Here is an 18258-nt window from a genome sequence, read left to right on the forward strand (position 1 = left end):
CTAGGCGAGGAAGGGATCCTCGACGGTCGGCCCGTCAACCTCGGCACTGTGCACAAGGTCCTCAGTGAGGATTCAGTGAGGATAAGGTCACCACCTCGTCATACAGCGACGACCACGCAAGCGTCCCCGTGGGCGCGCTGCCGCCGTTGTCCGAGACGAATGCGGCCTCGACACGGGCGATGTCCACGAACACACAGCCGAAAAAGGGCGTCTCCCTGACGACCGAGGCGGCCTCATCCGGCGCCGCTCAAGGCATCAGCCTCGTCGACGGCGAAGCCGTCGACGCCGTGTCAACCAGAGCGTGGCCAAACGTACAGGCCGTCTCGCGTCCACGTACGACCCTCGGGACCACTCGACGCGTGACCGCGTTCCGCGACCGCCAGGATTTCCGCGACCGCCTGCTCTCCCGTGGCGACGCGTGCCGCACGCCGATCACCCAGAAGCGTGTTCACCGTGGCGTGCTGGTCGAGCGCGCGAACACGCGCGGCACACAGGATCTCGTCATCCGCCAAACCAGTGTGGCACTGATTCACGCCCTGCGACGGGCGACCGGTCAGGTTCCCTGACGGTAGGGGCTCGCGGCGAGCCCCTACCGCCCGCTCAGCGTCCCCGTTGGGCGGCGGCGTGGGCGAGGTCGCGGCACAGGACGGCGAAGTCCATGCCGGCCGCCGCGGCCGCCTGGGGCAGCGTGGAGGTCTCGGTGAGGCCCGGAGCCACGTTGACCTCGAGGAACCGTGGGGTTCCATCGGCCTCGACGATGATGTCGGTGCGGGAGATGTCGCGCAGCCCCAGGGTCCGGTGCGCGGTGACGGCCACCTCGGCGGCGGCCCGGGCGACCGAGTCCTCCAGCCGGGCGGGGCAGAAGAACTCCGTGCGTCCCGCCGTGTAGCGGGCCGCGTAGTCATACACCCCGCCGTCGGGAACGATCTCGACCGCGGGCAGGGCCTGGGGGCCGTCACCGAGGTCCACCACACCCACCGCGATCTCCGTGCCACGCACCCGCTGTTCGATCACCGCGGTGTCGGCGTGGGAGAAGCAGCCGACCAACGCCGAGGACAGTCCCTGGGCGTCGACCGCCTCCGCCGCCCCGAACGCAGAACCGCCCTGGTCCGGCTTCACGAACAACGGCAAGCCCAGTTTGTCGATGATGCGTTCCATCACCGCGTTCGCCCCGAGGTCGTGGAAGACCTGCTTGGGCAGTGCGATGCCCCGCGGGACCGCGACGCCGCTGGCCGCGACCAGGGCCGAGGCGGTCGGCTTGTCGAACGCCACCCGGCACGCTCCGGGCGCGGCACCCACGTAGGGGACGTCCGCCAGGTCCAGGATCTCCCGGATGGCGCCGTCCTCGCCGGCCGTCCCGTGGAGCACGGGGAAGACGACCGGCGGGGGATCGCCGAGCAGTTGGGGAAGCAACGACACGTCGGTGTCGGCGACCTGGACCTCCAGACCCATGCGCCGCAGCGCGTCGGCGACACGTTGCCCGGAGCTGACGCTCACCTCGTGCTCGGGCGACATGCCACCCGCGAGGACCAAGACACGGTCCAGATCGGCCATTGGGTTGTCCTTTCTCTGCCCTGCGCGTTGTGCCGTGCTCGACTCCGCACGCCGCGCCGCCGCGTCCCCACCCTCCATCGTGGTGTTCTCCTCAGGGAACGTCGGGGCTCGGGGCGTCGGTACCGTCGGTGGGTCGTGTCGTGACGTCACCGAAGGTGTCGCGCAGCGCGATCTCCCGTTCGATGACGCCGGACAACCGCCGCACGCCCTCGCGGATCTGCTCGGGCGTGGGGTAGCAGAAGGACAACCGCATGTTGCGGCGCCCCTCCTCGTTGGCGTAGAAGCCGGTTCCGGGAACGTAGGCGACCCGCTCGTTCACGGCCAGTGGAAGCATCGCCTTGGAGTCGAGCCCCTCCGGCAGCGTCAACCAGACGAAGAATCCGCCGGCGGGTTTCGTCCACGAACAGCCCTCGGGCATGAGCCCGTCCAGGGCGCCCAGCATCGCCTCACACCGGCCCCGGTACATGGCACCGAAGGTCTTGATCTGTTCCCGCCACGGGTGTGTGGACAGGTACTGACCGACGACGAGCTGGTTGAACGTCGAGTGGCTCAACATCGCCGACTCCGCGGCGAGCACCAGTTTCGCCCGCACGGCCGAGGGGGCCAGCGCCCACCCCATCCGGAAACCAGGCGAGAGGATCTTGGAGAAGGAGCCCAGGTAGATCACGCGGTCCGGGGCGTCGGCGCGCAGCGCGCGCATCGGCTCGCCGTCGAACCCCAGCAGACCGTAGGGGTTGTCCTCCAGGATCAGCACCCCGAAGCGTTCGCAGATCTCCAGCACCCGGCGTCGCCGCTCCGGGGTCAACGTCACACCCGCGGGGTTCTGGAACGTCGGCACCGTGTAGAAGAACTTGACGCGACGTCCCTCGGCGCGCAGCCGGCCCAGCGTCTCCTCCAGCGCCTCGGGGATGACGCCTTCGTCGTCCATGGTGACGTGGGCGACCTCGGCCTGGAAGGCGGCGAAGGTGTTCAGCGCGGTCACGTACGTCGGGGCCTCCGCGACCACGACGTCGCCGGGGTCGACGAACACGCGGGTGATGAGGTCCAGGGCCTGCTGCGAGCCGACCGTCACGATGACGTCGTCGGCGGAGGCGTCGATCCCCTCGAGGCTCATCACGTCACAGATGTGCTCCCGCAGGGCGGGGTCACCCTGGGCCGAGCCGTACTGCAGCGCGGTCGCGCCCTGCTCGGTCACGACCCGGGAGACGAGGTCGCCCAGTTCCTCCAGCGGCAGGGCCGAGACGTTGGGCATGCCTCCGGCGAGAGAGACGACCTCGGGCCGGGACGCGACCGCGAAGAGTGCCCGTACCTCCGAGGCCACCATTCCCCGAGCTCGTGCCGCGTAGGCGTCGAGGTTGGGGTCGATACGCGAGCCCTGGGTGGCGGGCTGCTGGTGGGACTCGGGATCAACGGGCACGATCCACCTCCGCATGAGTTCCTGACCGCGGGCGTCCCGCGAGGAATTCGGGGACTGCCCTGGCGTTTCGTCGCAGTCTATGCGTTTGTGGGGTTGGTGTGGCGTCCCTGGCTCGTGATTTGGCTTCCTCCCTCCGTCGCGAGGGGGCGAGCGAGCCACACGCCGTGGGGCGGCATGCCGTTGCCGTGGCCGCCCACGGCGGGGAGATCCCTTCGCCTACCGACACCAGTTCGAAGGTCGGTGCGCGCTCCGGGAGCGGGGAGGAATCGCTGTCCGGCGCCGCGCCGTCCATCCGGTGGAGCGGGGGGGACGCCGGGCAATCAGCCCTCGAACTCCTCGGCGCGCTCGGCGCGGCGGGCCAGGACGTCCTCCTGCATGCGTTCCATCTCCCGCAGGGCCTTCTTCCGGTCCCGCTTGGACAGGCGGTCGATGTACAGCCAGCCGTTGAGGTGGTCGGTCTCGTGTCGCAGGCATCGGGCGAAGTAGCCGGAGGCCTCCAACGTGACCTCCGCGCCGTCCTTGTCGACGCCGCGCAGTCGCGTCGTCTCGGGGCGGGCGAGCTCCATGTGCGGGCCCGGCACCGACAGGCAGCCCTCGTTGTCGATGATGAGGGTGCGATCGTTCTCGGGCAGTGGCTCCACGACGGGGTTGAGTACGTGACCGACGTGTCGCACGTCGTCGTCATCGGGGCAGTCGTAGACGAACAGCCGCAGGTCCACGCCGATCTGGTTGGCGGCGAGCCCCACGCCCTCGGCCAGGTACATGGTCGTGAACATGTCGTCGATGAGCTGGGTGAGCTCCGCGGTACCGAACTCGGTGGCCGGTTGGCAGGGGCGGTGCAGCACCTCCTCGCCCACCACCGTGATCCGACGAACCGTGCCCCGACGCGCCTCCGGGGCGAACTCCGGGAAGGAGTCCACCGGCTCGCCCTGCACGAAGACGCTCGCGCCGTCAGGCATGCAACCCACTCTCCACCTTGACTTCCTCGTCTCCCTCAAGAGAGCCGAGTCCACCCCTCGCGGGATGGGTTTCCCGTTTCGTCGCCGATCGGGTGAGGAAAGATCCTCGCCGTCCGACAACCAGCTCCGCAGGCGTCACCCGAATGCTCTCAGGCTACGACTCGACCAGCCGCAAGAATATTCTCTACCGCGCCCACGTCACCAATTCCGTCGAGCGCCGCGGACTGGACACCACGATTCATCGAACCCGGCCCAGAGGGTGTGGGTCTCGCCCGCGTCGGCGGCCCATGACGGCTCGGGAAACCACCGCTCACGGTTAGCGTTCCTCAGCGGCGACACCATTGGCCGCCGTAACGGAAGCATCGGACGAGGTAGTCGCTGAGCTGCGCCGCGACGAGGCGGCGTCGGTCGGTGTGGTGGTCCCAGTAGACGATGCCCGGCCCGTAGTCGGTGTGCACGTAGGCGAACTGGGTGCCCAGGTCGGTGTCACCGAAGAAGAGCAGCAGGTCCAACGGCGCGTACAACACGGAGTAGTCCGGGTCGGCCCGCGCTTGGAGGTTGTCGTGGATGATGCGCGCGGCGGGCCATACGATGTCGTCGCCGTAGGAGTTGCGGACGCCGTCCACCTCGCGAAGTAGGGACGCGAGTTCCCATGGCAAAGGAAGCCCGAGATCGGTCTCGATCCGGGCCAGCTCACCCTCCTCCGCGGGTTCGGCGAGCTCCGCGTCGGGATAGAGCTCGTCAATCAGTTCTCGCCACACACTTATGCATCATCACATACGCCGACCCCCGCGGGTGCCGCGCCCCGGACCAGGCCCGCTGCCCCTCACCCGTGGGAACAGCGCCGTTGGGGCGCGCCGCGACCACCGGTCGGTTCCCGGGTCCACGTTGGGGACCGGCCACCGCTCCCCGCCCAGAGTGGCCGAAAACCGTGCTAGCCCAGCGTCGCGGAACCACTCCGCTCGGTTGTACCCCCCCATCGGAATTTCTCCACCCCCACCGGGACTACGCCCCATCCAACCGATGGGGCGCAGCTCGACCCGCTTTACCGAGGTCGACACCACCCACCACGACCTAGCCCAGGGTCGCCGTGGCGAAGGCGAGTGTCTCCGCCCACGACTGGGTGGTGGCCGCCCGGTTGGCCGGCCGCTCCCGGCGCCGCTCCTCCATGAATCCGTGTTCGGCTCCGGGGTAGTAGCCGACGCTGGTCGCGGCCTCCGGGCGCCCTTGCAGTGCGCGCTGGAGGTCGTCGAACACGGTCCGTGGCACGATATGGTCGTCGCCCGGATAGACCAGCTTCACCGGTGCGGCGATCTGGCCGGCGGCGGCGACGGCGTCCTCGGTCTGGTTCGGGCGTGTTTCGGGGAGCACGGTCGGGTGGTAGGCGACGCAGGTGGCCACGCGGGCGTCGCGGGCGGCGAGGAGTAGCGCGAACCGTCCCCCCAGACACCACCCCATGACGCCGACGCGGCACAGTCCCAGACCATCGTGCGTATCGTGCATGTGGTCGAGCAGTCGGCGCTGTTCGTCCAGGCAGCCGGTGTCGGTCAGCCCGCTCATCATGACCCGGAGCTCGTCCACCGGGGTGTCGTCGGAGCTCGGCCCGTGCCACGGGTCCCACACCACCGCGACGTGCCCCCGCTCGGCCACGTCGGCCGCGTACGCGCGGACCTGGGCACCGATCCCGGTGACCATGGGCAGCAGGAGCATGCCCGTCTCGGTGTCGGTCGGGGGACGGGCCACGTGCGCGGTGAGGTCGTCGACCCTGATCTCGGAGGTCGTGACGGTGGTCAAGGGCGCTCCCCCTCGGTAGTCGCTCGCGGCGGGCGGACGGTGGTGTGGATTCTCGCAGAAGTCGGCCGTGGCGCCGCAGTGCCGGTCGCGTGGTGATTGGACACTCCACTCACGGTTCAATACGCTGTGTCCAGACATTCGCCCACGCCCGTCTGGGGCTGACTCCCGCGCGGAGACGGCATTCCGCGGTCGCCACGGACGGGGACGGATGTCGGAAAGCGTCCGCCCGCCCGTGGGGATCACCCGGTGGTCGGGTCGCCGTATGCTCCGTCGTTCCACTGGCCGCCACGAGGCCTTTTCTTTTGCTGGTGCGGATCCGAGTCGAGGAGGTGAGGGCAATGCCAAGTCGATCATGCAGGGTCGCGGAATCCGAATCCGAGCCCAGTCATAGTCGCTGGCTTCGCCGCGACGACGGCCACCTCACTCCTCACCCGCAGCCGCGCGTGCGATAGACCCGCACGGCCCCTGGGTGGGGTTCTCGTGACGGGAGTCTTGAGATGAACACCACCCTGCTGGAGCACCTGCGTGACCGGGAGCTGCGCGAGGCCAAGTCGGACCTGCGCGCGCTGGATCCCGAGGAGACGGTCACGGCCCTGCGCGAGCTGCCCGCCACCGAAGGGGTTCTCGCCTTCCGCCTCCTGGACAAGCAGTACGCCGTGGAGGTCTTCGAGCTGTTGAGTGACGACGAGCGGGTACGGCTGCTGGAAGCCATGACCAGCTCCGAGGCCGCCGACGTACTTGGCGGACTCGACGTCGACGACCAGGCGCGACTCATCGACGAGGCGCCCGCCGCGGTCGCCAAACGCCTCCTGAGCGCACTGCCGGCCGTCGACCGGGCGCGGGTGGGGATACTGCTGTCCTACCCCGACGACAGCGCGGGGCGGATCGCCAACCCGAACTACCTCGCGGTGCGGCCCCACGTCTCGGCCGCGCGCGCACTGGAGGCGGTGCGCCGGTGTCCGCTGGGGCCCGACGAGGTCACCACCGTCTTCGTGATCGACGTCGCCCGCCGCTACCTCGGTCTCGTCAACGTCGTGGAACTGGTGAAGGCGGCGCCGGACCGTGCCGTGGGCGACCTCGCCCGGCTGCCCGACATCGCGGTCACCACCACGTCCCCCGCCGAGGACGCCGCGCGCCTGCCCCAACACCACGACCTCGGCGCCATTCCCGTGGTGGACTCCGAGCGGCGCCTCGTCGGCATCATCGCGGTGGACGACGCGATGCGGGTGCTGGAGGAGGAGGCCAGTGAGGACCTGGCCCGCAGCGGGGGCTCGGAGCCCCTGACCCGCCCCTACCTCGTGGCCACCTCGTTCTACCTCGCTCGGCGGCGCGCCGGGTGGCTGTTGCTGCTCGGTGTGGCCGCGGTGCTGACGGTGAACGTCCTCGCGGCCTTCGAGTCCGCGCTGGAGAGCGTGGTGGCCCTCTCCCTGTTCATCCCGCTGCTGATGGGCGCCGGGGGCAACAGCGGAGCACAGGCCGCGACCGTGGTGGTCCGCTCCATGGCCATGGGCGAGGTCCGGTTCCGGGACCTGCCCGCGGTCATCGCGCGTGAGGCGCGGGTGGGTCTCATGCTCGGGCTGATGCTGGCGGCGGTGGCGTTCCCCGTGGTGTGGTTTTTCTTCGGGGTGACCTTCGCCGTGGTGATCTCCTCCACGCTGGCGATCATCTGTGTGTGGGCGTCGACGGCCGGCGGCATGCTGCCGGTGTTGGCCAAGCGGCTGGGAATCGACCCGGCGGTGATCTCGGCTCCGCTGATCGCCACCCTGATCGACGCCACCGGACTGCTGATCTACTTCTCGATCGCCGTCGCGCTGCTGGGCATCTAGGTCGCGTTTTCGCACCGCTGTGCCATTTTTTGGGGGGCGCTGTTGGGGGGGCACTGTTGGGGGGTGCTGGGGGCTCGTGACCGCCAGGACGACGTTCGCCGGATCGCCGTGCGAGCCGAAGCCCGGGCCCCCGCTGGGACACCATCCGCGAAGCGGACCCAGTAGGGGCGACGGCCGCTCCCTGATCCGAATGCCCGCAAATACACTCCCTGGCCGGGAAGCGGGGTCAGCCGCTGAGTTCCCGCACGGCGCGGGGCTGGTGGTCACGTGGGACGCCGTTGTGCGCCAGCCACTCCCGGACGCGCGGCACGCTCGCCACCGGATCGGTGATGAGTGCCTCCGCCGTGTGGGTGAGGTCGAGCTCGTTCGACTCCCGGTCCCGCAGCCGCGCTTCCTCCGACCAGGACAGCGTCCAGGCGGCGACGCCGTGTTCGATCAGCGCCGCCTCCAAGGCGCGGCGGACCACCACCGGTAGGACGCGCGGGTCGTCGTCCCAGCCCAGGGCGACGAGCGCGGCGTGTAGCTGGTGTCCCTGGCCCCGTCCGAGGACCTCCAACGCCGCGTCGAGGAACGGGTGCTGGATGTGGAGGACCTGCTGGGCGGCCACGGCGAGGTCACGCGAGGCCTCCATGTTGGCCGCGACGAACATGCCGCGCGCCACGAGCTGCTCCCAGGGAAGGGAGGGCAGCGCGCGGGCCTGCTCGGTCCACAGGCTCTCCTGCGTGGCGCGGGCGGCCGTGGCCGGATCGGCCAGGAGCGCGGCGGCGGGCGCCGCGTCGACGGCGCCTCCCGGCTCGGGCAGGTGGGCGATCGCCGCCACCCGCTCGCTCAGCGGCGGATGGGAGTCGTAGGGGGTCGGCTGCTCCGGGGCGGAGGCGAACTCGGCGATCTGCCGCTGGCGTTCCGGGTCGTTGATCATGGCGTGGAACCCGCCGAAGAGGTCCGCCGGCCGCGCCTGGGCGGGGCCGGCCAACCCGGCGTAGGACTCCATGAACACCTCCCACGCCGGCGCGTAGGCGTGCACCTTGCGCAGCGCGCCGGCCATCGCCGAACGGCCCGCGATGCGCACCGCCAACGCGTCGGCCTCGAGTTCCTGGCGGCGGGAGACGGCCTGGGAGACCCGCAGGTACAGCTTGGCGTAGGCGCGGAACAGGGACTGGGTGAACCGGTGGCCCTCCAGGCCCCGCACCGCGGCGATGAGGGCGATGCGCCCCCGGTAGACCGGGGCGCCGAGGCGGGTGTGGGCACCGCTGTAGTGCCCCAGTTCGTGGCCGAGCACGGCCCGCATCTCCCCGCGGGTCAGCGTCATCAACAGCGGGACCCCGATCAGCATGCGACGCCGGGTGGCGCGCAGGCCCAGCATCGTGGTGTCCTCGCTGACCGCCGCGTTGACGTCGGGCACGAGACGGATCTCGTCGGGCGCCCGGGTGCTCGCCTGGTCGGCGAGCGCGCGGACGGTCCGCCACAGTTCCGGCTCGTCGCGGTCACTCACCGCGATTCCGGGCTGCTCGTGGTCGTTGCGTCGGGGGATCATCACCAGACCGCGGACCAGGGCGATGGCGACGAGCGTGACGGCGACCGCGACCTGGACTCCCTGCCCGTTGCCGCGCAGGAAGACCGCGACGTCGATGACGACCGCGAGGCCGATCACGACGGCGACCAGCACGTAGAAGCCCAGCAGCAGCGATACGGCGACGACGGCACGCAGGGTGGTGACCATGGAGGCTCCTGACCGAGGGGGCGCCACGACGCGGGTGTCGGGCGGAGTGGGGCTTTGAGCGGGCGCCACGTTGCGAGGAACGTAGTCGATTCTCCAGTGCCGAGCCGCGTCCCCTACACCGGCCCGGCGAATACGCCGGATTTGTCATGACACACCAGGTCACGAGGGATTCGCGGTGGTTGCTTCGATCGGCGCCCCGGGTGAGAGTGAACCCACACTTCCACTACTCACAGCGAGGGATTGATGACATTGAGTCGCACGCGGCGGGTGGGGGCAACGCGTCTGTTGCTCCTCGCCACGGCGGTCGCCACCGCCTTCGGATCACTCACGACCTCGGCCGGCGCCAGCTCCGGTGAGGCGCCCGAGCCCACCGTCAGCCGCTACGTTCCGCTGGAGGGGACTGCGGGGGACCTGGACCGTGCCCAGGAGTGGGGGTGCGCCGAAGGGGAGACGGGTCGGTCGGGCCTGAGGGTCCTGTTCTTCGGCACGCAGGAGAGCGGCGGTGAGCTCCGTCAGCCGGGTACGAGCACCGCGACGCGGAGCGCGCGCGTCTCCGCCGACCGCGCGGTCGAGGTGGCCGCACGATGGGCCGAGGGATTCACCTCGTGTCGGAAGGGCGACGCGGAGGCGATCCTCTCCCTGGGGGTCAACAACAAGGACGACGGCGGGGTGAGCGGTTCCGACGCCGGCCGCGCGTGGGCCGAGGTGGTGGACTCCGGCAGCGGTTCGATCGGTTCCGAGGCGGTGTCGGTCGTCGGGGGCGTGGACGCCGAGCCCAGTTGGTCCACGCCCCAGTGGGCCCGGGACTGGGTGGACGCCTACCTCCAGACCACCGAGCTTCCGCTCTACGCCGCGAACTCCGCCGACGGCTGCCCCGCCCAGGGGTCGGGCGGCGGTTCCTGCTCCAACGGATGGTCGGTCTCCGACGTCCACTACGTCGCGGGCGGTGCGGGCAGTGGTGTCTCCGCCGTCCCACAGATCTATCGCACCGACGGGATCCAGGCACGCCAGTGGGCCTCGATCAGCGCGTGGGGAGCGGCCAACGGCGAGGGCGCGTTGCGTTTCGCCGGGGCGATGGCGCAGCAGAAGGCCTGCGAGCAGCGTTCCTGCGACGGGACCGACAACTCACCCGAGGACGCGTGGTCGCAGCTCTGGGAAGCGATCGACGCCGAGAGCGGCACCCGGCAGGACACCCTGCCCCACGCGACCGACATCCGCTGGCCGTGACCAGCCGAGGGGTGGACGGCGTCAGCGGTCCACCCCTCCCCCAGGGGTCCCGGTCACCCTTGGCGCCGGCCTCGAAGCCAACTTCGACGTCAGGTCTTGGTCGCCCCCGCGGTCAGTCCCCCTTCCAGGTGACGTTGGGCGCCGAGGAACACCAGGAGCGCCGGGACGGCGATCATGACGGCCGCCGCGCTCAAATAGCCCCACTCCGCGCGGCGTTCCGCCACGAACTGGGTGCGCAGCCCCACCGCCAGGGTGAAGTTGTCGGCGTCGATCATGAACGCGGACGCGAACGCCACCTCCCCCCACGCGGTGATGAAGGCGAAGAAGCCGACCACGGCGAGACCGGGTTTGGCCAACGGCAACACGAGCCGCCAGAAGGTGCCGAACGGTGTGAGACCGTCCATCCGGCCCGCCTCATCGATCTCCGTCGGGATGGTGTCGAAGTAGCCCCGCAACATCCAGGCGCAGAACGGCACCGCGATGGTGAGGTAGGTGAGCGTGAGGCCGAGATGGTGGTTGATGAGCCCGAGTCGGACCAACACCGTGTAGAGGGGCACGATCAGGATCGCGACCGGGAACATCTGGGTGATGAGCAGCGACCACATCAGTGGCCGCATCCCCGGGAACCGGAACCGGCTGACCGCGTATCCGGTCGTCGCGGCGAGGAAGAGCGCCACGACCGTCGTGAGGCCCGCGACGACGAGGGTGTTGGCGAACCAGCGCAGGAACGGTGTCTCGGTGAGGACGTGCAGGTAGTTCGCGAACGTCGGGTCCCGCACCACCTCGACCGACGTGCTCTGCCACACGTGGCGTGGCTGGATCGAGGTGAGGACGATCCACACCACGGGCAACAGCGCGATGAGGCTCGCCGTCACCAGTCCGAGATGGAGGCCGACGGAGGCGAGGACGCCGCGTTCCCGCCCCCCGCGAGCCGATGCGGTCACCATGCCTGCCCCTCTCGTCGCAGCGCACGTTGGTAGATGACGCCCAGCACCAGCAGGAGCCCCAGGATCACCATTCCGTAGGCGGAGGCGACCCCGTAGGTGCCGTCCCCGAACAGGCGGAAGGCGTAGGTGACGAGCAGGTCGGTGCTGCGCGCCGGCCCGCCACCGGTCACCAGGAAGATCACCGGGAACTGGTTGAACGTCCAGATGGTGCCGATCAGCACGACCGGGGCGGCCACCGGACGCAGACTGGGCAGGGTGATGTGGCGGAACTGTTGCCAGGGACTGGCCCCGTCCACCCGCGCCGCCTCGTAGAGCTGCCCCGGGATGGACTGCAGGCCGCCCAGCAGCGCGACCATCATGAAGGGGACCCCCAGCCACACGTTGATCGTGATGACCACGACCTTCGCCCAGAACGGGTCACCGAGCCACTCGACACCGGGGAACCCCATCCCGCGCAGGGCGGCGTTGAACAGCCCGTACTCGCCCTGGTAGAGGTAGCGCCAGATGAAGGCGCTGACGAAGGGTGGCACGGCCCAGGGCAGGATCATGACGGCCCGGTAGACACCGCGCAGCGCGACCCGACGGTTGAGCATCACCGCGAGCCCGAGTCCGAGACCGAAGTGGCAGGCGACGCACGCCAGCGTCCACACCACGGTCCAGGTGAGTCGCGCCCAGAAGTCGCCGACGTCGCCGGTCAGGATCGCGACGTAGTTGTCGACCCCGACGAACTCGTAGGTCGCGGGGGTGACGTTCTCGCCGATCCGGGTGGACACGTTGCGTCTGTCGGCGTCGGTGAACGACAGCCACAGGCCGCGCGCGAAGGGGAACGCGATGACGACCGACATCACGATGACGACCGGTGCCGTCAGCGCCCAGGCGTACCAGTGGGTGCGCAGGAACCGCCGAAGGGGGCCCGGCTCCGCGGCGCGGGGGCGAGGAGGCCGCGCGGGCGTGGCCCGGCGGCGTTGGACTGTGGTGGCCACGTTTGTCATTCCCAGTCGGGCAGGAGCGCCTGGTACTCGTCGGCCAGGCCGTCCAGGGCCTCCTGGGGGCTGACGTCTCCCAGGACGGCCGCCTCATAGGCGTCGTCGAAGGGCACGAACATCTGGCCCGCCTCCGGGATCCACGCGCCCGGCTGGCTGGCCTCCATGACCGGGGCGTAGGCGGACACGATCGGGTGGTCCTCCACCGCCGGGGCGGCGTAGGCCGACTCCCGGGTCGGAAGGGTTCCGAGCTCCTCGGCGATCCGGCTCTGCGTCTCGGTCGACGCCATGTACTCCACGAAGGCGTAGGCCGTCTCGAGGTTCTCCGAGCCCGCGTAGACGGAGTAGTTGTGACCTCCGGTCGGCCCGCCGGCCTCCAGCGACTGGACCCCCAGGTTCTCCGCGTCCTCGAACGCGGGGCCACCCAGGGCGTCGCCCATCGACCACGGCCCGTTGATGATCATCGCGACGTCGCCCTCGCGGAACGCCGCCATCATCACGTCGTAGCTCTCGCCGAGGTCGGGGCTGAGCGCGGCGTCGGAGTTCATGAGGTCGAGCGCGTTCTCCAGCCCGGCGACCGCCTCAGGGTCGTTGATGGTGATCCGCTCGTCGGCGTCGTCCACCCACTGACCGCCCTCGGCGAAGATGAACGGCAGCAGGAAGTACCCCTCGACGTGGAGATAGATGCCGTCGGCGTCGGTCTCCTCACTCACGTCCCCGGCCACCGTGGCCAGGTCGTCCATGGTCGTGGGGGGTTCGTCGTGCCCGGCCTCGGCGAGCAGGTCGGCGTTGTAGAGCAGGGCGAGGGAGTCGGTGACCTGGGGGACGGCGTAGGTCGTGCCCTCGTACTGGGCGCTGCTCCACGGCCCGTCCAGGAAGTCGTCGACGTCGTCAAGCGCCGGGGTGTCGTCGAGGGGCTGGAGATAGCCGAGGCTCGCGAAGTCCGCCGTCCAGCCCACCTCCGTGCGCAATACGTCGGGGGCTCCGTCACCCGAGGCGGCGGCACGGTCGAATCGGTCCCGGGCGTCGTCGAAGTCCTCGAACTGGTGGTTCACGGTGACGCCGTGCTCCTCCTCGAAGTCGGCGATCACCGCCTCGTAGGCCGGTCCCTCGTTCTCGGCGTCGGAGGTGTCCCAGTAGGTGATGGTCCCACCCACCTCGCCGTCACCCTCCGCCGCTCCCCCGCCGCCCGAACAGGCCGTCACCGCGAGCGCCAGTCCCGCCCCGGCACCAACGACACGTATCAGCCGCATGTTTCGCTCCTCCGGTTGGTTGCGCGTGACCCATCACACAGGAAGGGATGCGCCGAATCTAGCAAAACATTTCAGTTCATGAAATGCCTTTGCGTTCGTTCCCGTTCGTCCCAGCCAAAGCGAGGCGGAGAGCAAAGCCATGAACAGCGAAAACCAACGGAGCGGTGCAACACTTCGGGCCCGCAAACCGCGTCAGACGGCGTGCGGACCCGCGTGGTAGCGTTTCAGGCGGAACAACACGAGCTCAGGGAGTTGACAAACGGTGACGGCCCTCTTCCGGTCTCCTGATTCCGCCCCGGACGAGACGAGTACAGCGCGGTTGAGCACCCCGGAGAACTTCCGCGACCTCGGTGGTCTGCGCTCCCCCCTGGGATCGGTGCGCCGCGGCCTCGTCTTCCGCAGTGACGACCTGGCCACCGCGCCCGCGGAGTTCACCGAGTCGATGGTGAGTGAGCACCGGATCGCGCACGTGATCGACCTGCGGGGCGCCGAAGAACTGTCCTTCACCGGCCGTGGACCGTTGGCGACGGCGTCGGTGACCTACCACCACATCCCCGTGGCCGACGACCTCGCGCCGTCCAACCGCGGCCCCGCCCGGTCCACCGAGGAGATGGGCGCCTCCTACGCGCGGTTCACCGAGCTCGCCGCCCCACGGTGGGCGATGGCGCTGTCCCTCGTGGCGAGCGCCGAGGGCGGGGTCGTGTTCCACTGCGCGGCGGGCAAGGACCGCACGGGAATCCTCGCCGCGCTGATCCTGAGCGCGTTGGACGTCCCCGTCGCCGACATCTCGGCCGACTACGCGCGCACCGACCAGGTGCTGACCGCGGTCAACGCGCGGATCGTCGAACTCGTCCAGGCCGTGCACGCTCCCCGGTACGCCGGCCAGCCGCCGCTACCCCCGGACAGCCCCGTGGTTCGTCCGTTCGCGGCGACGATGACCGCCTACCAGCGCATTCTGACCGAGCGCCACGGGCACGTCCTGGGACCGGTGCGCGCGGCCGGCCTCTCCCCCGCCGTCGAACAGCGACTACGGGACCGGTTGATCGACGGCGCGTAGCGGGACCGCCCACCCCGCCGTCAGGGGCCGGTCGTGTTCTCCTCGTCCTCGATCGGTGTGGCGTCCGGGGTGGCGGGGATCCCCTCGTCGGTGACGATCGGCTCGACCTCCCGCTCCTCCTGTGCCCGAGGGCTCCGCGCGGCTCGCCGCAGCGCCTCGGTCTCGTGCTCCAACTCGTCGTCCACCCGGGGGGAGTGTTTGTCGCTTCCACGGGTCGGCATACGGCCTCCCAACACTCCGCCGGCGGGCCTGACCACCGGCTCTCGGGCAGGTATACCCAGCCTCACACCGGTCACGCGGTGTTCATCCGACCGGTCCGGTACTGGAGCGGACGACGAGCTCGGGACGGAACCGCAGCTCACCGCGTTCGCTCTCCGCTCCGTCGATGAGGTCCAGCAACTGCGCGACCGCGGCCTGACTCATCTCCTTCAGCGGTTGGCGGATGGTGGTGAGCGGCGGGTCGATGTAGGGCATCAGCGGGGAGTCGTCGTAGCCGACCACCGACACGTCCTCGGGAACCCGCAGTCCCCGCTCCCGCGCGGCCCGGATCGCACCGACGGCCATGGTGTCGTTGGCACAGCAGATCGCGGTGCATCCGCCGTCCAGGAGCTTCGTGGCCGCGGCGTGTCCACCCTCGAGGGTGTGCAGGGTGTGGTGGACCAGGGACTCGGGGTCCTGCTGCAGGCCCAGGGCCCGCATGGTGCGCAGGAAACCGTCCCGTTTGCGGATCACCGGTGAGAACCGCTCCTGGCCCAGGGCGATCCCGATCCGACGGTGCCCCAGGGAGGCGAGGTGGCGCACCGCGAGTTCCATCGACAGTTCCTCGTCGGCCGACACGAAGGGCGCCTCGACGCCCGGGACCATCGGGCTGACCAGCACGATGGGCAGTCCCTGGTCGATGAGACGCTGGTAGCGCGCGGTGTCGGCGCGCGTGTCGGCGTGCATCCCGTAGACGAAGAGGATCCCCGAGACCCCGCGGTCCAGCAGGAGCTCGGTGTAGTCGTCCTCCGGAACCCCACCCGCCTCGTGCGTGCACAACACGCACGCGTAGCCCCGCGGCATCAGCGCGGACTCGATGTACTGCGCGAAGTAGGGGAACACCGGATTGCTGAGCTCGGGAAGGATCAGGCCGATGAGACCGGCCTTGCTCGCACGCAGGGTCTGCGGGCGTTCGTAGCCCAACACGTCGAGCGCGGTGAGGACCGCCTGGCGTTTCGCCGTGGACACACCCGACTTGTCGTTGAGGACCCGGCTGACCGTCGCGATACTCACCCCGGCGTGCGTCGCGATCTCGGCGAGTTTGATGCTCATCCGCCTATTGTCCAGCGCCCGCGGGGTCGGTCGTGGTCGCAGCACGCCACCAGACGGCGGTGTTGGGGGGAAGCGTGGTGGTCGTGACGCCCACGGAGACCTCCCGGCTGGCGAGGAGGAACAGGCCCGGTGTGGGGATCTCGGCGGGGTCGTCGCCCATGTTGGCCGTACACACCAAGCCACCGTTCGTAGTGAAGGCGAGGACGCCCTGGGGTGCGTCCAACCAGCTCAGGGTGTCCCCGGGTGCGAACTGGCGACGCAGGCGCAGCGCGTCGCGGTACAGGCGCAGGGTGGAGTCGGTGTCGGTCCGCTGCCGGGCGACGGTGTGGTCGGCCCAGTGGCGCGGCATCGGCAGCCACGGCTCCCCCTCCCCGAACCCGAAGGGGGCCGCGCCCCCGGACCAGGGCATCGGGACACGGCATCCGTCGCGGCCCCGTTCGGTGTACCCGGAGCGGTGCCAGCGGGGGTCGCGCAGCGCCTCCTCGGGCAGGTCGGTCACCTCCTCCAAACCGAGCTCCTCCCCCTGATAGAGGTAGGCGGCCCCAGGGAGCGCCAGCATGACGAGGGTCGCCACCCGCGCTCGCGCGCGACCGAGTACCCCGCCGCCGTAGCGGGTGACGTGCCGAACGACGTCGTGGTTGGACAACACCCACGCGGGCGGAGCCCCGACCTCTCCGAAGGTGGTGAGGGTCGCGTCGATGACACGCTGGAACGCCGCCGCACAGTAGTCGGTGACCAGGAACTCGAAGTTGAACGACTGGTGGAGTTCGCCGGGCCGGACGTAGCGCACGGCCCGGTCGAGACTCGGCACCCACGCCTCCACGACACCGATGCGCTCGCCGCGGGCGTCGTCACCGTAGGAGTCCAGGATCTCGCGCCACTCCCGGTACACCTCGTGGACCTCGTCCTGGTCCCAGTAGGGCTGCGCGGCGCTGTCGAGCATCCCCGAACGGGTGCGACCGGTGTCGGGCAGCCCCTCGGCCTTGAAGAGCCCATGAGCGACGTCCACCCGGATGCCGTCGACCCCGCGCCGAAGCCAGAAGTGCAGGACGTCGGCGAACTCCGCGCGGACCTCGGGGTTGCGCCAGTTGAGGTCGGGCTGCTCGGGGGCGAACAGGTGCAGGTACCACTCCTCCGGTTCGCCGTCCGCGTCGGTCACGCGGGACCACGCCGGACCGCCGAACACCGACTCCCAGTTGTTGGGGGGCTCCTCGCCGTTCGCACCGCGTCCCGGTCGGAAGACGTAACGCTCGCGCGCGGGGTCCCCGGGCGCCGCGGCCCGTGCGTCTCGGAACCACGGGTGCTGGTCGGAGGTGTGGTTGGGCACGATGTCGATGATCACCCGCAGGCCGTGCGCGTGGGCGTCGGCCAGCAGGGCGTCGAACTCGGCCAGGTCGCCGAACTCCGGCGCGATGTCACGGTAGTCGGCCACGTCGTAGCCGCCGTCGGCGAGGGGCGAGGGGTAGAAGGGGGTGATCCACAACGCGTCCACCCCTAGGTCGGCGAGGTGGCCCAGCCGCGACCGGACGCCCGCGAGATCGCCGGTTCCGTCTCCGTTGCCGTCGGCGAAGGAGCGGATGTACACCTCGTAGATGACGGCGGTACGCCACCATCCCTCCGTGTGGGGCCACTCCCCCCGGTGAGGCGAAGAGTCGGGTCGATTGGCGACGACGCTGGTCAGGTCGCTGGTGTTCATGGCCCCCCAGACATGGTTGTTTCCGAGCCTGCGCCGACGATAGCAAAAATTCTCAAGACATGAAATCCAGTTTCAGCTAGGGGTGTGGGCCTTGTCGTGAGGTGCGGAACGGGTCTACGTCCGGTTGTCCTCGCGGGGCGACGCCGTGTCCCACTCCTGGGGGCCGAACCTGGTCACGGTGCGGGAGGGTTCGGCGCACAGCGCGGGTGTGGTGGTGGCGGTGGGGCCGATGCTCGACCGGGTCCTCACCGCGACGCGGGAGTTGGACGTGACGGTCCTGTACACCTCAACCGTGCGCCCCTTCGACCGCGCCGGCACCTCCGCCCACGAGATCACCGCGACGCTGGGACCCACGAGATCCGAGGGGGTCGCCACGGCCGCGAGGGCGGACTTCTGCAACGGGGCGGCGGGAACGCGCGGGAGCTGGCCGTCGTGGCTTCACCGTGGGGCTGGGCACACGAAGACGCCCCGGTCACGCCCACCGGTGGTGGGTGCGGCCGGGGCGTCGAACGGT

16 protein-coding genes and 1 pseudogene are annotated in these 18258 nt (G+C 70.1%); 5 read left to right on the top strand and 12 right to left on the bottom strand.

From position 1 onward, the window contains the following. The first annotated feature begins 128 nt into the window (after positions 1 to 128). Entirely contained in the window at positions 129 to 566 is a 438-nt protein-coding gene (locus J4H86_RS03365; protein ID WP_236541957.1) for a hypothetical protein, read from the top strand. A 34-nt stretch (positions 567 to 600) separates the two neighbouring features. On the opposite strand, the gene J4H86_RS03370 is transcribed toward J4H86_RS03365, so the two are convergent. The 5 genes from J4H86_RS03370 to J4H86_RS03390 form a co-directional block, all read right to left on the bottom strand. Continuing rightward, positions 601 to 1554 (bottom strand): D-alanine--D-alanine ligase family protein, encoded by a 954-nt coding sequence (locus J4H86_RS03370; RefSeq protein ID WP_236541958.1) that lies wholly within the window; start codon positions 1552 to 1554, stop codon positions 601 to 603. A 91-nt stretch (positions 1555 to 1645) separates the two neighbouring features. Then, positions 1646 to 2878 carry an aminotransferase-like domain-containing protein gene (locus J4H86_RS03375; protein ID WP_236543879.1) on the bottom strand — a complete coding sequence of 411 codons (1233 nt, stop codon included), beginning with the start codon at positions 2876 to 2878 and terminating at the stop codon, positions 1646 to 1648. Positions 2879 to 3291: 413 nt separating this feature from the next. Beyond that, positions 3292 to 3930, bottom strand: coding sequence for a peptide deformylase (gene def, locus J4H86_RS03380; protein ID WP_236541960.1), 639 nt, complete (start codon positions 3928 to 3930; stop codon positions 3292 to 3294). Positions 3931 to 4256: 326 nt separating this feature from the next. Next, on the bottom strand, positions 4257 to 4691 hold the full coding sequence (locus J4H86_RS03385) for an SMI1/KNR4 family protein (RefSeq protein WP_236541962.1): 435 nt from the start codon (positions 4689 to 4691) through the stop codon (positions 4257 to 4259). Positions 4692 to 5004: 313 nt separating this feature from the next. Further along, the gene (locus J4H86_RS03390; RefSeq protein WP_236541964.1) at positions 5005 to 5724 is read right to left on the bottom strand and encodes a dienelactone hydrolase family protein; all 720 of its coding nucleotides are present in this window, start codon (positions 5722 to 5724) and stop codon (positions 5005 to 5007) included. A gap of 497 nt (positions 5725 to 6221) precedes the next feature. On the opposite strand from J4H86_RS03390, the gene mgtE reads away from it, so the two are divergent. Then, positions 6222 to 7550, top strand: a complete 1329-nt coding sequence (gene mgtE, locus J4H86_RS03395; RefSeq protein WP_236541966.1) for a magnesium transporter — start codon at positions 6222 to 6224, stop codon at positions 7548 to 7550. Positions 7551 to 7776: 226 nt separating this feature from the next. On the opposite strand, the gene J4H86_RS03400 is transcribed toward mgtE, so the two are convergent. Next, positions 7777 to 9270: a M48 family metallopeptidase gene (locus J4H86_RS03400; RefSeq protein WP_236541968.1), complete on the bottom strand. Its 1494-nt coding sequence runs from the start codon at positions 9268 to 9270 to the stop codon at positions 7777 to 7779. Positions 9271 to 9513: 243 nt separating this feature from the next. Here J4H86_RS03400 and J4H86_RS03405 point away from each other — a divergent pair, with 243 nt between their 5' ends. Next, the gene (locus J4H86_RS03405) at positions 9514 to 10497 is read left to right on the top strand and encodes a hypothetical protein (RefSeq protein ID WP_236541970.1); all 984 of its coding nucleotides are present in this window, start codon (positions 9514 to 9516) and stop codon (positions 10495 to 10497) included. A gap of 89 nt (positions 10498 to 10586) precedes the next feature. On the opposite strand, the gene J4H86_RS03410 is transcribed toward J4H86_RS03405, so the two are convergent. The 3 genes from J4H86_RS03410 to J4H86_RS03425 are packed head-to-tail and all read right to left on the bottom strand — an operon-like array spanning position 10587 to position 13680. Next, positions 10587 to 11444: a sugar ABC transporter permease gene (locus J4H86_RS03410; RefSeq protein ID WP_236541972.1), complete on the bottom strand. Its 858-nt coding sequence runs from the start codon at positions 11442 to 11444 to the stop codon at positions 10587 to 10589. After that, the gene (locus tag J4H86_RS03415; RefSeq protein ID WP_394356437.1) at positions 11438 to 12436 is read right to left on the bottom strand and encodes a carbohydrate ABC transporter permease; all 999 of its coding nucleotides are present in this window, start codon (positions 12434 to 12436) and stop codon (positions 11438 to 11440) included. Before J4H86_RS03415 ends, J4H86_RS03410 begins: the two co-directional genes overlap by 7 nt. Beyond that, on the bottom strand, positions 12433 to 13680 hold the full coding sequence (locus tag J4H86_RS03425) for an extracellular solute-binding protein (protein WP_269134524.1): 1248 nt from the start codon (positions 13678 to 13680) through the stop codon (positions 12433 to 12435). Before J4H86_RS03425 ends, J4H86_RS03415 begins: the two co-directional genes overlap by 4 nt. 262 nt (positions 13681 to 13942) lie before the next feature. On the opposite strand from J4H86_RS03425, the gene J4H86_RS03430 reads away from it, so the two are divergent. Continuing rightward, on the top strand, positions 13943 to 14737 hold the full coding sequence (locus J4H86_RS03430; protein WP_236541976.1) for a tyrosine-protein phosphatase: 795 nt from the start codon (positions 13943 to 13945) through the stop codon (positions 14735 to 14737). A 20-nt stretch (positions 14738 to 14757) separates the two neighbouring features. On the opposite strand, the gene J4H86_RS03435 is transcribed toward J4H86_RS03430, so the two are convergent. The 3 genes from J4H86_RS03435 to J4H86_RS03445 form a co-directional block, all read right to left on the bottom strand. Beyond that, positions 14758 to 14958: a hypothetical protein gene (locus J4H86_RS03435; protein WP_236541977.1), complete on the bottom strand. Its 201-nt coding sequence runs from the start codon at positions 14956 to 14958 to the stop codon at positions 14758 to 14760. An 82-nt stretch (positions 14959 to 15040) separates the two neighbouring features. After that, positions 15041 to 16048 carry a LacI family DNA-binding transcriptional regulator gene (locus J4H86_RS03440; protein ID WP_236541979.1) on the bottom strand — a complete coding sequence of 336 codons (1008 nt, stop codon included), beginning with the start codon at positions 16046 to 16048 and terminating at the stop codon, positions 15041 to 15043. 4 nt (positions 16049 to 16052) lie between these two features. Beyond that, positions 16053 to 17744, bottom strand: a complete 1692-nt coding sequence (locus J4H86_RS03445; protein ID WP_236541981.1) for a glycoside hydrolase family 13 protein — start codon at positions 17742 to 17744, stop codon at positions 16053 to 16055. A gap of 100 nt (positions 17745 to 17844) precedes the next feature. On the opposite strand from J4H86_RS03445, the pseudogene J4H86_RS27570 reads away from it, so the two are divergent. Then, a pseudogene (locus J4H86_RS27570) lies at positions 17845 to 18102 on the top strand (transketolase); the annotation flags it as partial. Positions 18103 to 18258: the final 156 nt, after the last annotated feature.

Source organism: Spiractinospora alimapuensis, from assembly GCF_018437505.1.
GTDB classification, from domain to species: Bacteria; Actinomycetota; Actinomycetes; order Streptosporangiales; family Streptosporangiaceae; genus Spiractinospora; species Spiractinospora alimapuensis.

Excerpts from the sequence above, each read along its gene's own strand:
- J4H86_RS03370 (WP_236541958.1), bottom strand. The coding sequence starts at position 1,554 with ATGGCCGATCTGGACCGTGTCTTGGTCCTCGCGGGTGGCATGTCGCCC.
- J4H86_RS03435 (WP_236541977.1), bottom strand. The coding sequence starts at position 14,958 with ATGCCGACCCGTGGAAGCGACAAACACTCCCCCCGGGTGGACGACGAG.
- J4H86_RS03405 (WP_236541970.1), top strand. The coding sequence starts at position 9,514 with ATGACATTGAGTCGCACGCGGCGGGTGGGGGCAACGCGTCTGTTGCTC.
- mgtE (WP_236541966.1), top strand. The coding sequence starts at position 6,222 with ATGAACACCACCCTGCTGGAGCACCTGCGTGACCGGGAGCTGCGCGAG.
- J4H86_RS03375 (WP_236543879.1), bottom strand. The coding sequence starts at position 2,878 with ATGGTGGCCTCGGAGGTACGGGCACTCTTCGCGGTCGCGTCCCGGCCC.
- def (WP_236541960.1), bottom strand. The coding sequence starts at position 3,930 with ATGCCTGACGGCGCGAGCGTCTTCGTGCAGGGCGAGCCGGTGGACTCC.
- J4H86_RS03410 (WP_236541972.1), bottom strand. The coding sequence starts at position 11,444 with ATGGTGACCGCATCGGCTCGCGGGGGGCGGGAACGCGGCGTCCTCGCC.
- J4H86_RS03445 (WP_236541981.1), bottom strand. The coding sequence starts at position 17,744 with ATGAACACCAGCGACCTGACCAGCGTCGTCGCCAATCGACCCGACTCT.
- J4H86_RS03425 (WP_269134524.1), bottom strand. The coding sequence starts at position 13,680 with ATGCGGCTGATACGTGTCGTTGGTGCCGGGGCGGGACTGGCGCTCGCG.
- J4H86_RS03440 (WP_236541979.1), bottom strand. The coding sequence starts at position 16,048 with ATGAGCATCAAACTCGCCGAGATCGCGACGCACGCCGGGGTGAGTATC.
- J4H86_RS03400 (WP_236541968.1), bottom strand. The coding sequence starts at position 9,270 with ATGGTCACCACCCTGCGTGCCGTCGTCGCCGTATCGCTGCTGCTGGGC.
- J4H86_RS03415 (WP_394356437.1), bottom strand. The coding sequence starts at position 12,436 with ATGACAAACGTGGCCACCACAGTCCAACGCCGCCGGGCCACGCCCGCG.